Source organism: Micromonospora sp. NPDC048063 (assembly GCF_043202855.1).
In the GTDB taxonomy this organism is placed as follows: domain Bacteria; phylum Actinomycetota; class Actinomycetes; order Mycobacteriales; family Micromonosporaceae; genus Micromonospora.
This window is the reverse complement of sequence record NZ_JBIDBG010000012.1, coordinates 195,387-209,795: the sequence shown is the minus strand read 5'-3', so window position 1 is coordinate 209,795 and position 14,409 is coordinate 195,387. Positions and strand designations below refer to the sequence as shown.

Annotated in this window: 14 protein-coding genes; 13 read left to right on the top strand and 1 reads right to left on the bottom strand. The window is 72.6% G+C overall.

Features of this window, described 5'->3' with window-relative positions:
- The first annotated feature begins 162 nt into the window (after window positions 1–162).
- The 13 genes from ACGFZ2_RS26135 to ACGFZ2_RS26075 all read left to right on the top strand — a co-directional run bounded on the left by ACGFZ2_RS26135 (window position 163) and on the right by ACGFZ2_RS26075 (window position 12,992).
- On the top strand, window positions 163–633 hold the full coding sequence (locus tag ACGFZ2_RS26135; protein ID WP_393457777.1) for an SRPBCC family protein: 471 nt from the start codon (window positions 163–165) through the stop codon (window positions 631–633).
- 104 nt (window positions 634–737) lie between these two features.
- The gene (locus tag ACGFZ2_RS26130) at window positions 738–1,358 is read left to right on the top strand and encodes a flavin reductase family protein (protein ID WP_393457774.1); all 621 of its coding nucleotides are present in this window, start codon (window positions 738–740) and stop codon (window positions 1,356–1,358) included.
- Between the two features lie 409 nt (window positions 1,359–1,767).
- Window positions 1,768–2,139, top strand: a complete 372-nt coding sequence (locus ACGFZ2_RS26125) for a DUF485 domain-containing protein (protein ID WP_350702596.1) — start codon at window positions 1,768–1,770, stop codon at window positions 2,137–2,139.
- The gene (locus ACGFZ2_RS26120) at window positions 2,117–3,790 is read left to right on the top strand and encodes a cation acetate symporter (protein ID WP_393259419.1); all 1,674 of its coding nucleotides are present in this window, start codon (window positions 2,117–2,119) and stop codon (window positions 3,788–3,790) included. The genes ACGFZ2_RS26125 and ACGFZ2_RS26120 overlap by 23 nt, the downstream gene beginning before the upstream one ends.
- Window positions 3,791–3,876: 86 nt before the next feature.
- Complete coding sequence (locus ACGFZ2_RS26115; RefSeq protein ID WP_393457771.1) at window positions 3,877–4,854, top strand: UDP-glucuronic acid decarboxylase family protein; 978 nt, start codon at window positions 3,877–3,879, stop codon at window positions 4,852–4,854.
- Between the two features lie 79 nt (window positions 4,855–4,933).
- Window positions 4,934–6,172, top strand: a complete 1,239-nt coding sequence (locus tag ACGFZ2_RS26110) for an LCP family protein (RefSeq protein WP_393457768.1) — start codon at window positions 4,934–4,936, stop codon at window positions 6,170–6,172.
- Window positions 6,173–6,407: 235 nt separating this feature from the next.
- Window positions 6,408–7,601 carry an LCP family protein gene (locus tag ACGFZ2_RS26105; protein ID WP_393259424.1) on the top strand — a complete coding sequence of 398 codons (1,194 nt, stop codon included), beginning with the start codon at window positions 6,408–6,410 and terminating at the stop codon, window positions 7,599–7,601.
- A gap of 236 nt (window positions 7,602–7,837) precedes the next feature.
- Window positions 7,838–8,776 carry an LCP family protein gene (locus ACGFZ2_RS26100; RefSeq protein ID WP_393457795.1) on the top strand — a complete coding sequence of 313 codons (939 nt, stop codon included), beginning with the start codon at window positions 7,838–7,840 and terminating at the stop codon, window positions 8,774–8,776.
- A gap of 73 nt (window positions 8,777–8,849) precedes the next feature.
- Window positions 8,850–9,185, top strand: a complete 336-nt coding sequence (locus ACGFZ2_RS26095) for a rhodanese-like domain-containing protein (protein ID WP_357698375.1) — start codon at window positions 8,850–8,852, stop codon at window positions 9,183–9,185.
- Window positions 9,186–9,194: 9 nt separating this feature from the next.
- The gene (locus ACGFZ2_RS26090) at window positions 9,195–9,986 is read left to right on the top strand and encodes a glycerophosphodiester phosphodiesterase (RefSeq protein ID WP_393259426.1); all 792 of its coding nucleotides are present in this window, start codon (window positions 9,195–9,197) and stop codon (window positions 9,984–9,986) included.
- 118 nt (window positions 9,987–10,104) lie between these two features.
- Window positions 10,105–11,586 carry an ATP-binding protein gene (locus tag ACGFZ2_RS26085; protein ID WP_393457765.1) on the top strand — a complete coding sequence of 494 codons (1,482 nt, stop codon included), beginning with the start codon at window positions 10,105–10,107 and terminating at the stop codon, window positions 11,584–11,586.
- A 43-nt stretch (window positions 11,587–11,629) separates the two neighbouring features.
- Window positions 11,630–12,046: an ATP-binding protein gene (locus ACGFZ2_RS26080; RefSeq protein ID WP_357450640.1), complete on the top strand. Its 417-nt coding sequence runs from the start codon at window positions 11,630–11,632 to the stop codon at window positions 12,044–12,046.
- 61 nt (window positions 12,047–12,107) lie between these two features.
- Window positions 12,108–12,992, top strand: coding sequence for a DUF5926 family protein (locus ACGFZ2_RS26075; RefSeq protein WP_393259430.1), 885 nt, complete (start codon window positions 12,108–12,110; stop codon window positions 12,990–12,992).
- Window positions 12,993–13,107: 115 nt separating this feature from the next.
- Here the strand turns inward: ACGFZ2_RS26075 and ACGFZ2_RS26070 are convergent, their stop codons facing one another.
- Window positions 13,108–14,322, bottom strand: a complete 1,215-nt coding sequence (locus ACGFZ2_RS26070) for an arginine deiminase (RefSeq protein ID WP_393259431.1) — start codon at window positions 14,320–14,322, stop codon at window positions 13,108–13,110.
- Window positions 14,323–14,409: the final 87 nt, after the last annotated feature.

Sequence of the window (14,409 nt, the reverse complement as noted above, 5' to 3'; positions counted from 1 at the left end):
AGAGCCGTGCTCGACGCCACCCACCGGACCAGCCGGGATGCTCATGCAACCCCAGGACCACCGGGCTGATCAAGCACCGGAGTCCTTTACATGAGCCGCACCGGGCCGGACCGCCCGGCAACCCGTGCCGTACGGGTTGCCGGGCGGCGGCACAATGGCCGGATGCCCGTCGTCGAGGCGGTGGCGACCGTGCCGGTGCCACCCGAGTTGGCCTTCGCGGTCTCGCAGACCACCGCGCCGGTGCGCTACCGCTGGGATCCGTTCGTCCGGGAGCAGCGACTCGTCGACGGGGCGACCCGCCCCGGCAAGGGCGTTCGCACCTTCACCCGCTCCCGACACGGGCTGACCATGGTCAGCGAGTACGTCTCCTGGGCGCCACCGAGCCACGTCGGCATGAAGATGGTGAGCGGCCCGTGGTTCTTCGAGATGTTCGCCGGCGGCTGGCGCTTCGCGCCCGCGGTCGCCACCTGGCGGTACAGCTTCCGCTGTCGTCCGGCATTCCTGAGTCCGGTCGCCGACCGGGTCGGGGTCTGGCTGCTCCGCCGGGACATCCGCCGCCGGATCGCCGGTTACGCAGCCGGCTGCACCGACCCCGAGGTGCTGGCCGCCGCCCGCCGCACCCTCACCGACTGAGCAGCACGCCTCAACCCGAATGCCCGACCGACCTGCCCGAGTGGGTGATGATCAGTTGATGGAAAACCAGGCGTAGACGGCCCTGGGCAGCGGTTTTCCATCAATTGATCATCGGGCCGAGCCGGCCGAGCCGGCTGAGTTGGGCGAGTAGGGGGCGCGGTGGAACGGCACCGGCGGGGGCAGGGGGCGGCACAATGTTTCACGTGAATCATGAGCCGGGCGCCGAGATCCACCACACCGACCCGTTCGCCGTGCCCGCCGGGCAGCGCTCCCCCGTACGCCGGTTGCGGGGCCGGCTGGCCTCGCCGGTGACCCTCTGGACGGCGCCGGGGCCGGCGGGCCTGACGGTGTCGTCGACGCTGGTGGCGGAGGGCGAGCCGGATCGACTGCTCGGCCTGGTCGACCCGGAGTCGGACCTGTGGGCGGCCGTCGAGTCCGCCGGCCGCTTCGCGGTGGCCCCGCTGAACCCGTCGCACCGGCAGCTCGCCGACCGGTTCGCCGGCCTCTTCCCGTCGCCGGGCGGTCTCTTCGCCACCGGGGCGTGGACCGACACGCCCTACGGTCCGGTGCCGACCGACGCCGGGGGCTGGGCGGGATGCCGGCTCGACGCCGCCCGCGAGTACGGCTGGGGCCTGCTGGTGGAGGCCACCATCGAGGCCGTCGAGCTGACCGGGGAGACGGATCCGCTGCTGCACTACCGGGGCCGGTACCGCGAGCTGACCTGACGAGGACCGCCACGTCCCGGACGACTGACTGCGGACGACCCGGTCCCGAGCCACCGGCTCGTGGCTCGTCATGGCCGGCGACCACCGGTTCGCGGCTCGTCGTGGCCGGCGACCACCGGTTCGGGGCTCGTCGTGGCCAGCGGCCACCGGTCCGGGGCTCGTCGTAACCGGCAGCCGCCGGTTCGTGGCTCGTCGTGGCCAGCGGCCACCGGTCCGGAGACGGGACCGGTGTCGGGCCGGTGGTTCGACCCCGACGACCGTTCAGCGGAGTGAGCTGCGTCACTCGGCGCAGCCACCGTGCCGTTCGGCGCAGCCGCCGACCGGCGTCGATCTCAGCCTTCCCCGGCGGGGAACGCGCTTTCTACCGTGCGCGAAAACCCCCGACGCCTGTGAAGGTGGTGATCCACAAATGTCCACGGACACACCCGCGTCCGCCCCCTCCGCGTCAGCGGCGGACCGGTACCTCGCCGTACAACGGTCGGACGAGTTCGCCGGGTTGCGTCGCGCGCTGCGCGGCTTCGTCTTCCCGATGACCGTCGCCTTCTTCCTGTGGTACGCGCTCTACGTGATCCTGTCCGCGTACGCGCGGGACTTCATGGGCACGAAGCTCTTCGGCAGCAACATCAACGTCGCCCTCGTCTTCGGCCTGCTCCAGTTCGTCTCCACCTTCGTGATCGCCTGGCTCTACTCGCGGTTCGCCGACCGCAGGATCGACCCGGTCGCCGACCGGATCCGCGCCGAGATCGGGGAGGTGACGCATGAACACGGTCCTCGCGGCTGAGGCGGGTAGCACCACGGCCCGCAACCTCACCATCACCCTGTTCCTGGTCTTCGTGGCGGTGACCCTGGCCATCACCATCTGGGCCAGCCGGCAGACCAAGACCGCCACCGACTTCTACGCCGGCGGGCGGTCCTTCTCCGGCTTCCAGAACGGCATGGCGATCGGCGGCGACTACATGTCGGCCGCCTCGTTCCTCGGCATCGCCGGCATCATCGCCCTCTACGGCTACGACGGCTTCCTCTACTCGATCGGCTTCCTGGTCGCCTGGCTGGTGGCCCTGCTGCTGGTCGCGGAACTGCTGCGGAACTCCGGCCGCTACACGATGGCCGACGTGCTGGCCTTCCGGATGCGCCAGCGCCCGGTGCGTACCGCCGCGGCGGTCTCCACCATCACCGTGTCGATCTTCTACCTGCTGGCCCAGATGGTGGGCGCGGGCGCGCTGGTCGCGTTGCTGCTCGGCATCAAGCCGGGCACCACCTTCCTCGGCATGGACGCGGACACCGCCAAGGTCGCCACCATCATCATGGTCGGCGCCCTGATGATCATCTACGTCACGGTGGGCGGCATGAAGGGCACCACCTACGTGCAGATCGTCAAGGCGTTCCTGCTCATGAGCGGCGCGCTGGTGATGACCGTGCTGGTGCTGGCGCACTACAAGTTCAACCTGTCGTCGCTGCTCGGCGATGCCGCCGCCGCCTCCGGCAAGGGGAGCGCCTTCCTGGAACCCGGGCTGCGGTACGGCGTCGACACGCCCGGCGACGCGCTGAAGACCTTCTACAGCAAGATGGACCTGCTCTCGCTCGGCATCGCGCTGGTGCTCGGCACGGCCGGCCTGCCACACATCCTGATCCGGTTCTACACCGTCCCGACCGCCAAGGCGGCCCGCAAGAGCGTGCTCTGGGCGATCGGCATCATCGGCACCTTCTACCTGCTGACCCTGGCGCTCGGCTTCGGCGCCGCGGCGCTGGTGGGCGGCGAGGCGATCACCGCACAGGACAAGGCGGGCAACACGGCGGCCCCGCAGCTCGCCGAGGCGCTCGGCATCGACTTCCTCGGCGGCGACCTGGGCGGGGCGACCCTCCTGGCGATCATCGCGGCGGTCGCCTTCGCCACGATCCTGGCCGTGGTGGCCGGCCTGACCCTCGCCTCCTCGTCGAGCCTGGCGCACGACTTCTACGCCAACGTGATCAAGAACGGGGCGGCGTCGGAGCGGCAGGAGGTGCGGGTCGCCCGGGTCTCCGCCCTGGTGATCGGCGCGATCTCGATCGTCCTGTCGATCTACGCGCAGAACCTGAACGTGGCCTTCCTGGTGGCGCTCGCCTTCGCGGTGGCCGCCTCGGGCAACCTGCCGGCGATCCTCTACAGCCTGTTCTGGAAGCGGTTCAACACCTCGGGCGCGGTCTGGGCCATCTACGGCGGCCTGCTCTCCGCCGTCCTGCTGGTGTTCTTCTCGCCGGTGGTCTCGGGGGCGCCCACCTCGATGTTCCCGAACCATGACTGGCAGTGGTTCCCGCTGTCCAACCCGGGCATCCTCTCCATCCCGTTCGGCTTCCTGTGCGGCTGGTTCGGGGCCGTGATCTCGAAGGAGCACGACGAGGAGAAGTACGCCGAGCTGGAGGTGCGCGCACTCACCGGCGCCGGTGCCCACTGACCCCACCCGACGGAGGGGCCCCCGGCGCCGGGGGCCCCTCCCGCCACGCCCGGTGCGGGACCGGGGCGATGGGTAGGCTGACCGGCATGAACGTTGCTGCGCGCTTCGGAACCGGTCACCGCGTCCTCGTCACCGGCGGCGCCGGTTTCGTACCGTCACACCTGGTCGACGCACTGATCGCCCGCGGCTGCACGGTGGTCGCCCTGGACAACTTCGTCACCGGGTCCAAGGAGAACGTCGCCCACCTGGCGGACGAGCCGAGGTTCACGCTGGTCGAGGCCGACATCTCCGACGGGCTGCCGACCCACCACCCGGCCATGGCCGAGCGGTTCGACGCCATCCTGCACATGGCCTCCCCGGCGAGCCCGACGGACTTCGAGAAGCTGCCGGTGGAGATCCTCCGGGTCGGCTCGGTGGGCACCCTGCACCTGCTGGACCGCGCGGTCGCCGACGGCGCCCGGTTCCTGATGGCCTCCACCTCCGAGGCGTACGGGGACCCGAAGGAGCACCCGCAGCGCGAGACGTACTGGGGCAACGTCAACCCGATCGGCATCCGCAGCGTCTACGACGAGGCGAAGCGCTTCTCCGAGGCGGCCACCATGGCCTACCACCGCAGCCGTGGGCTGGACGCCGCGATCGTCCGGATCTTCAACACGTACGGCCCCCGGATGCGGCCGGACGACGGCCGCGCCATCCCGACGTTCATCTCCCAGGCGCTGCGCGGGGAGCCGATCACCGTGCACGGCACCGGCAACCAGACCCGCTCGATCTGCTACGTGGCGGACCTGGTCCGCGGGATCCTGCTGCTGCTCGACTCCCGCGAGACGGGGCCGATCAACTGCGGCACCGAGCACGAGATGAGCATGCGGCAACTCGCCGAGACGATCGTGTCACTCTGCGGCAGCAGCTCCGAGGTGACCTACATCACGCGCAGCGCCGACGACCCGGAGATGCGCCGCCCCGACCTGACTCTCGCCCGTGAACTGCTCGGCTACGAGCCGACCGTGGCGCCCGAAGACGGCCTCCGGCGCACGATCGAGTACTTCCGCGAGCGGCTAGGGTAACCGGCCGCCCGGGGGGACGCCGACAAACGCCGGCTTCGCCTGGAGGCGACTGTGGCCGGACGTACGTACCCTGAGTTACATGTCAGCGACCACGCCCGCCGGTGTCCCGCTCCCGTACCTGCACCGCAGCGCCGGGCGCGCGTCGGTGCCCGGCTCCGGCCGGGACGCCGCCGGCCGCGCCCGGCCGGCCGAGGCCCGCTGGTACCCGTCGCCGGTCGAGGCGCGGGCCGGCGGCCCGGGTGGCCCGTCGGGTCCGGGTGGCCCCGGCCGACCGGGCGGTCCCGGCGGCCCCGACCGCCCGGGGCGGCGCGGCGCGCGTCCCCGTTGGGGCCGGATCGGCCTGGTGGCCGGCGTCGCCGTGCTGGTGCTCGCGCTCCTGGGCGGGGCCGGCGCCTGGTTCTACGCCCGGAGCCTGAACGACGACCTGGCCCGCACCGACCCGTTCTCCGAGATCACCGGTGGCCGGCCGGCCAAGGCGGTGGACGGCGCGCTGAACATCCTGCTGGTCGGCAGCGACTCGCGGGACCCGGACGCCCCGGTGGACCAGTCCAGCAAGTGGCGGGCCGACACGATCATCGTGATGCACATCCCGTCCGACCACCAGCAGGCCTACCTGGTCTCCATCCCCCGCGACCTCTACGTGCCGATCCCCGAGGGCGCCAACGCGGAGTGCGGCTCCGGCCAGCGCGGGAAGATCAACGCGGCGTTCGCGTTCGGCGGGCTGCCGCTGGCCGTCCGGACGGTGGAGTGCTTCACCGACGTGCGGCTCGACCACGTGATGGCGATCGACTTCGCCGGCTTCAAGCAGGTCACCGACGCCCTGGGCGGCGTCGACCTGAAGGTCGAACGGACCATCACCTCGATCCACAAGCCGTACCGGACCTTCACCAAGGGCACCAACCACATGGACGGCGCAGAGGCGCTGGACTGGATCCGGCAGCGCAAGCAGTTCCCGGACGGCGACTTCGCCCGGATGCGCCACCAGCAGGAGTTCCTCCGCGCGCTGATGGACAAGGCGGCGAGCACGGGCACGCTGACCAATCCGAAGAAGCTGAACGACTTCCTCAAGTCGGTGACCGCGGCGGTCACCGTCGACGAGGGCTTCTCGCTGGTCGACATGGCGGTGCAGTTCCGCAACCTGCGGGGCGAGAACCTCACCTTCGTGACCAGCCCGCACGTCGGCAGCCAGACCATCAACGGGGAATCCGTGGTGGTCTCGGACAAGGAGAAGGCGCTGGCCATGTACAAGGCGATGTCCGCCGACACCATGACCGCGTGGGTGCAGGCCAACCAGAAGGCCGACGGCACCGGGAACTGACCCGCTCCGCATCGGCGCCGGCCCCCACCGTGATCGACGGACGTCGTCGCGGGTCGGGGGCCGGTTTCGCGTTTCCTGTGAGCCAACGGCCGACCGGTCGTATCGATCTGGACGTTTGGACAGTTTTCCTGGATGACGGCGGGGACAACGCCAATTGACGTCCCGACGAACTACCCAGGACGGGAAAGCGTCCGTACAGTGATCCCGCCCCCTGATCACGCGAGCTGGAGCACGCATGCCGGTTCAGACCAGCCGTCGCCCTCCGGCGGTGGAGTCCCCCGGCGGCCCGGCGCGGGCCGCCACGACCACCCCGACCCGGCCCGGGAAGGGCGGTAAGACAGGCGGCGGGCCCGCGAAGAAGCGGTCGCGCCGCAAGGACCCGCTCTGGGCCCGACTCACCCTGATCCTCGGCGCCGTGCTGATGATGACCAGCGGCGTCGCGATCGTCGGCAGCAAGGCCCTGATCAGCAAGGCCACCGGCAGCATCGCCCAGCGCAACCTGCTGGGCGACGCGGGCAAGTCGGACGCCGAGGGCGGTGCCAACCTGGACGGCCCGATCGACATGCTGCTCCTCGGCGTGGACGCCCGGGAGCGGTGGGCCGCCGACGACGTCCGGGCGGACAGCATCATCGTGCTGCACATTCCGGCGACGCACGACCAGGCGTACATGATCTCGATCCCGCGCGACACCGAGGCGGAGATCCCGGGCCACGGGACCGACAAGATCAACGCCGCGTTCCAGTTCGGCGCCCGGAACGGGGGCGGCTGGGAGGGCGGCGCGCAGTTGATGGCCAAGACCATCAAGAAGCTGACCGGGGTCAGCTTCGACGGCATGGCGATCATCAACTTCGGCGGCTTCAAGAACATCATCGACACCCTCGGCTCGGTGCGCATCTGCGTGAGCCAGGAGGTCACGTCGATCCACATGTCGTACGTCGACGGCAAGCCGATGTGGAACGCGGACGCCAAGAAGACCGGCAAGCGGATGACCCCGGTGGTGCACAAGAAGGGCTGCCGGGAGATGGAGGGCTGGGCGGCGCTGGACTACTCCCGGCAGCGCAAGACTCTCAAGAACGGCGACTACGACCGCCAGCAGAACCAGCAGCAGCTGATCAAGGCGATGGCGAAGAAGGCCACGGAGAACGGCACGCTGACCAACCCGCTCAAGCTCAACGAGCTGATCAAGGCGGCCGGCAAGGCGTTCATCCTCGACGCCGGCGGGGTACCCGTCGCGGACTTCGTCTTCACCATGCGCGGCGTCACCGGCAACGACCTGGTCATGCTGAAGACCAACGGCGGCACCTTCCACGGCGACGGCAGCCGGGAGACGCTGAGCCAGGAGACGCTGGACATGTTCGGCGCGGTCAAGCAGGACAAACTGGCCGAGTTCGTCTTCGCCAACCCTCAAGTGATATCCAGCCGCACCTAGCGCCGGCCCTGCCCGGCCCGCCCGAGCGCCCGGCGGCCGGGCAATTTCGGTGAAGCGGCCCGGGAGCACGGAGCCGCCCGTAGCCTGACGTGAGGGAGATTCACGTACGGCCGCGGGGAGGAGTCACGTCCAGATCGGCGCGCGACGGTCGGGCACGGACCGGGGCCGACACCCGGGCCGCCCGGCCGCGCCGCGCCCGCTGGCCCCGCGTCCTGCTCGGCCTCGGCCTGGCCGTGGTGCTGCTGGCCGGGCTCGCCGTGGTCGGCCTCCGGGTGCTCGGCGACCGGTACGAGCGCACCGTGGTGCGGGAGCAGTTGCTCGACCCCACCGCCCGCCGGGAGCGGACCGACCCCGACGGGCCGCTGAACTACCTGCTCGTGGGGACCGACCGGTGGCAGAGCGGCAGCGCGGCGGACCGCCGGTCGGACAGCATCCTCATCGTGCACGTGCCGGCCGGCGGGCGCGAGGCGTACCTCGTCTCCGTCCCCCGGGACCTGCTGGTCGCCATCCCGCCCGGCAACGGCTTCGGCGGCGGGCAGGACAAGGTCAACGCGGCGTACGAGCACGGCGGGGGCGGCGAGCCGGGCACCCGGCTGCTCTCGGCCACCCTGGCCCGGCTGACCGGGATCCGTTTCGACGGCGCGGCCCTGATCGACTTCTCCGGCTTCCGCAAGGTCATCGACCTCCTCGGCGGGGTACGCATGTGCGTGGACACCGAGGTCCGCTCGATCCACACCGACCGGGTCTTCCACCCCGGCTGCCAGCAGATGGACGGCGGCGAGGCGCTGGACTACGTCCGCCAACGCTACGACCTGCCCGGCGGTGACTACGACCGACAGACGCACCAGCAGCAACTGCTCCGGGCCCTGCTGGAGCGCACGAGCGAGACGTCGCTGCGGACCAATCCCGTCAAGCTCGACCAGGTGATCCGGGCGGTGGGCAGCTCGCTGACCGTGGACACCAACGGCGTACCGCTGGAGGACCTGGTCCGCGCAGTGCGCGACCTGCCGGCCGACGCGCTGCGCGGCGTGCAGGTCCCCTCCCACCCGCAGACCATCGACCAGGTGTCGTACGTGGTCCTCGACAACGGCGGGAACGGGCTGTTCGAGGCGGTCCGCGGCACCCGGGTGCCGGAGTGGGCCCGGGCCAACCCCCGGTGGGTCACCCGGCTGTGACGCGCGGGATGCCCCACCTCGCCGCACCGACCACCCGCCGACGGTCGGCCGGGCGAGGTTCTAGGCTTGGCGCGTGTTCGGACCCCAGGTTCCCACCGTGACCGTGCCCGAGATCGCCGACGACGCCTACCTGCTCGACGTCCGGGAGGACGACGAGTGGGCCGCCGGCCACGCTCCCGGCGCGCACCACCTGCCGATGATGGAGCTGCCGGCCCGGATCGCGGAGGTCCCCGCCGACCGCGACGTCGCCGTCATCTGCCGCTCCGGCGGGCGCTCCGCCCAGGTCGTCGCCTACCTGATGCGCAACGGCTGGGACCAGGTGCGCAACGTCGCGGGCGGGATGGACGAGTGGGCCGCCGCCGGGAGACCCGTCGTCGGCGGGAACGGGCAGCCGGGCCACGTCCTCTAGGCGGACGGGATGGGCGAACCCCTGGTCTTCGCGCACCGCGGCTCCTCGTACGACCTGCCCGAGCACACCCTCGCCGCCTACCTGCGCGCCCTCGACGAGGGTGCGGACGGGCTGGAGTGCGACGTCCGGCTGACCCGGGACGGGCACCTGGTCTGCGTACACGACCGCCGGCTCGACCGCACCAGCAACGGCCAGGGCCTGGTGAGCACGCGTACCCTCGCCGAGCTGGAGGCGCTGGACTTCGGCTCCTGGCACCCCCGCTGCGTGCCCGCCGACGGGGACGAGGTGCTGGACGAGTCGCACACCCGGCTGCTCACCCTGGAGCGGCTGCTGGACGCGGTGATCGCCGCCGGGCGGCCGGTCCGGCTGCTCGTGGAGACCAAGCACCCCTCCCGCTACGGCGGCGACGTCGAGCGCCGGCTCGTCGCGCTGCTGCGCCGGTACGGCCTGGCCGAGCCGAAACCGGACGATCCGGTACGCGTCACCGTCATGTCGTTCTCCGCGCTGGCCGTACGCCGGACGCGGGAGCTGGCCCCCGCGCTGCCCACGGTGCTGCTGCTGGAGGTGCTGCCGCCCTGGCTGCGGGCGGGGCGGCTGCCCTTCGGCGCCCGGATCGCGGGGCCCGGCGTGGCGCTGGTGCGGGCCCGCCCGCAGCTCGTGCCCGCGTTGCGGGCGGCGGGCAACCAGGTCTACGTGTGGACCGTCAACGAGCCGGCCGACCTGGACCTCGTCCTGTCCGCCGGGGTGGACGGCATCATCACCGACCGGCCGGCGCGCGCGCTGGCCCACCTGGGCCGCTGACCGCGCGCCCGGACCGCGTCCCCGGCCCGCCCGGCCCGACGCGGGCGGCCCGGACCGATGGGCGGGATCCGGCCGGGCAGGGGTGTCCGGAAACCGACCGCCGGGGCACACTCGGGGCATGCCGGAGCGCACCGACCTCTCCGCTCTCATCGCCGGCCACACCGCGGTGATCGACTCGATCAGCTCCGGCGGCGCCGGCGTCCCCGTCCTCACCCAACTGCTCCGAGTGGTCCGGCCCGCGCTCGACGCGGCGGGCATGGCCTTCGTCGAGTTCGCGCCGACCGGTGGCCGGGTGATCGCCGCCACCGGCGCCGTCGAGTGGATCATCGGCCGCCCCGTCCCGCCCGACGACCCGGCCGTCGCCTGCCTGCTCTCCGGCACCCGGGTACGCCAGGTCCGGACGGACCGGCTCACCGGCAGGCTCGCCGGCGAGCTGGCCGCACGCGGCCTGCTCCGGATGGTGGTCGCCCGCGCGGAGATCGGCGGGCTGACCGTCGGCAGCCTGCACGCGCTCTACCCGGGCGAGGACGGGACGCGGGACGCCGGCCGACACGACGCGATGGGCTACATCGCCTCCTGCATCGCCCACATGTACGGCGACCAGACCGGGCTGCCGGTGCACGGCGACGGCCCGGTGGTGGCGGCGCTGGCGGACGGGCTGGCCGTGGTCGACCGGGACGGGCACGTGCGGCTCTGGAACCCGGCCGCCGCCCAGGTCACCGGCCGTTCCGCGGCCGAGGCGCTCAACCGGCCGCTGCCCTTCCCACTGCCGCCGTCCGGGCAGGTGCTCGACCACCGGTTGCCGGACGGCCGCTGGCTCAAGATCACCTCCGGGGAGCTGCCCGGCCCCGGCACCCTGCACGTGGTGACCTTCCGCGACGTCACCGACCAGCAGCGGCGCGACCACGACCGGGACCTCTTCGTCGCCGTGACCAGCCACGAGCTGCGTACGCCGGTGACCGTGATCAAGGGCTACGCCGACACGCTCACCGACCACTGGGAGTCGCTGACCGAGACCGACCGGCGGCAGGCCGCCCGGGTCATCGGGCAGCGCGCCAACGAGCTGGCCCGGCTGGTCGACCGACTGCTCTCCGCCGCCGCCGAGCCGGGCCCGGGCGACGAGCCGCCCGCCCCGTACGACCTCGGCGACGCGCTGCGCGCGACGGTGACCGACCTGCCGGCGGAGCTGCGGCACCGGCTCGTCCTCCGCCTCCCGGCCAACCTGCCGAAGGCGCTCGGCCACCGGCCCAGCCTGGCCACCGTGCTGACGGAGCTGTGCACGAACGCCGGCAAGTACTCCCCGCCCGACTCCCCCATCGAGATCAGCGCGGACGCGGACGGGGCGACCGTCTCCTTCCGGGTCAGCGACCGCGGCATCGGCATCCGGCCCGAGCACGTGGAGCGCGCGTTCGACCGGTTCTGGCAGGGCGAGTCGGGCGACCGCCGCCGCTATCCCGGGGCCGGTCTCGGTCTCTATCTCGTCCGCCGGATCGTTGAACAGCAGAATGGATGGGTATTCCTCCGGCCGAGGGCCGGTGGCGGTACGGTCGCAGAGGTGCGGCTGCCGCGCGGGGGACCGGCGACGGGCGACGGGGCGTGAAGGGGCGAGGGTGTCGACGGGAGCTGCCGAACGGGCATGGTGCGTGGTGGTGCCCCACCACGCCACGGGGGCGCGGCAGGCGCGGCACCGGCTCGCCGACGAGCTGACCGGCGTCGTACCCCCGCCACTCCTGGCCGACCTGGTCGCGGTCCTGGCCGAGCTGGTCGGCAACGCGGTCCGGCACGCCGACCCGCTGCCCGGCGGGGTGGTCCGGGTGGCCTGGCGACTGCGCAGCTCCGCCGCCGGCCAGCAGGTGCAGCTCCGGGTCACCGACGGCGGCGCCGCCGCGGGCCCGCGGATGCGGGTGGCCGACACGGACGCCGTCGACGGCCGCGGCCTGCACATCGTCGCGGGGCTGGCCGACCGCTGGGGCGTCGAGCGCGACGGCCTGGGCCAGAGCGTGTGGGCCGAGTTCGACCCGGCCGACGTCACCCGGTCGGACCTGGCCGTCGCCGGCTGACCGCCCCCGACAGGCGGGTCCTGCCCACGCCGGCCGGCTGCGGCCTCTAGGCTGTGTCGCCGTGAGCAAGCGTCGAAAGAGCCAGCGGGCCGCCGAAGCCACCCCCAAGCGGGAGAAGGTGCGCGACATCTTCGTGCCCCGACCGTTCGAGGGGCTGACCGACGAGCCGGAGTGGATCGCCCTGCGCGAGCTGGTGCCGGCCGCCTCCGCGCCGCTGCGGCTCGCCCCCGCCCTGGTCGAGGAGTTCGGCGACCGCGAGGTCGTCCTCGCCACCGTGCTGCCGATGGCCGCGCCGGCCGTGACGAAACCGGACGGCCGGGTCCTCGTCGGGCTCCAGCGCCACCAGCAGTCCGGCGACGTCTCCCGGGACCTGGCCGAGGCGCTGCTCTGCGCGCTGCGGGCCGAGCCGGGCAGCCCGGTGGCCGTGCCGCCGCTGCCCGGACCGGGCCCCCGCCTGCAGGACGTCCTGGTCGACGGTCCGCTGGAGATCACGATGCACGACGGGTTCGAGTTCTGGCTCGACCCGGGGGCCGGCGACGACCCGAACGTGCAGGCGTCCCTGGAACGCGCGAACGCCGCGATCTACCCGACCGTGCGGCTCACCGCCGCCCCGGCCGCGTACTGGTGCCAGGTGCCGGAGAAGGCGCACGTGCGCTGGGTGCTGCCCGACGACGAGGACGCCGCGCTGGACGCGCTGGCCCGGCTGAGCGTGGCCGGCACGCTGACGCTCGGCGAGAACACCCGGTTCGCCGGCATGTTCCGGGCGCACGGTCGGCTGGTGCCGGTCTGGGACCTGCCCGAGGACGTCCCGGCTGCCGACTGGGAGCAGCCGGTCGCCGAGTTCGCCAAGCGGTACGCCGAGGCGCTCGCCGACCCCGCCCCGCTGGACGCCGCCGGCCGGCGCGCCCGGCACGGCCTGCTCGGCCGCCAGCTCACCCTGCGCTGAGCCGCCACGCCCCCGCCGACGCTGCGGGGCGCCCGGCAGTGCCGTGGCCCGGCGGCGCCCGAGGTGTTAGGAAGGGCCCCTTCCTCTACCGTAAGCGTTAGGAAGGTGCCCTTCCTTACCCGGCAAGCGGCTCGCGGACCAGGGGGCAGGACATGCAGCGCGGCCCGCCCCGGCCGGAGCCGAGTTCGGAGCCGGCGATCGGGATGACCTCGATGCCGGCCCGCTCCAGTTGCGCGTTGGTCTCCGTGTTGCGCTCGTAGCCCACGCAGAGCCGGGGCGCGAGGGCGAGGGTGTTGTTGCCGTCGTCCCACTGCTCGCGTTCCGCGGTGACCGGATCCAGGCCGGTGTCGATCACCCGGAGCTGGGCCAGGTCCATCGCGTCGGCGGCGGCCCGCAGGAACGGCGCCGGACCGTCCACCCGCGGGTCCTCCCCGTCCGCCCCGGCGATCACCGTGTACGCCGACAGGGTGTGGGCGACGTTCGGATACATCAGCACGGCGTCGACGTCCACCATCGTGCAGACGGTGTCCAGGTGCATGGTCGCCCGTTCCTGGGCGATCGGCACGACGAGGATGGTGTGCGCCAGCCCGGCGGCGAAGACCTGCCGGGCGAGGCGTTCCGCGCCGGCCGGGGTGGTCCGCTCGCCCACGCCGACGGCCAGCACCCCGGGCGCGAGCAGCAGCACGTCGCCGCCCTCCAGGTGCTCCAGCTCGGGGTGGTAGACGAACTCGGTGCCGGCGAAGCGCGGGTGGTGCCGGTAGATCGCATCGGTCAGCGTGCTCTCCCGCCGCCGGGCCGGCATCGCCAGGCTGGTCACCCCGACCCGGTCACCGATCCAGAGCGAGGAGTCCCGGGTGAAGAGCAGGTTGGGCAGCGGGTCGATGACGAAGTCGTGCCGGTCCATCAGGGTGTAGACCAGGCCGCCCGGCCGTTCCCGGCTGACCCGCAGTTCCTCGTGGGCCAGCCCGGCGATGAGCACGTCGGCGAGCGCGGCCGGGTCGAGGTACGCGAGGTGGTCGGCGACCCGGGCGCGCAGCGAGTCGCCGAGCCGGGGAGAGCGCAGCGCCTCCTCGGTCAGCTCGGCCCGCGCGTCGGCCACGGCGAGCGTCTCGGCCAGCAGGGTGGCGAGGTAGAGCACCTCGACCCCGCGCTCGCGCAGGGCGGCGGCGAAGGCGTCGTGTTCCTCCTGTGCGCGCCCCACCCAGGGGATGGCGTCGAAAAGCAGCGAGTCGTTGTTGCGTGGCGTGAGCCGGGCGAGTTCCGGGCCGGGCCGGTGCAGCAGCACGGTGCCGAGCCGGCCGACTTCGCTGTCCACGTAGTGGGTCACCATCGCAGCGTAGGGCAGGGTTTGGCGGCATCCGATAAAACAGTGGTGGATGAATATGGCATTCATCCGCACTCACTCCGGCGTTCCAAC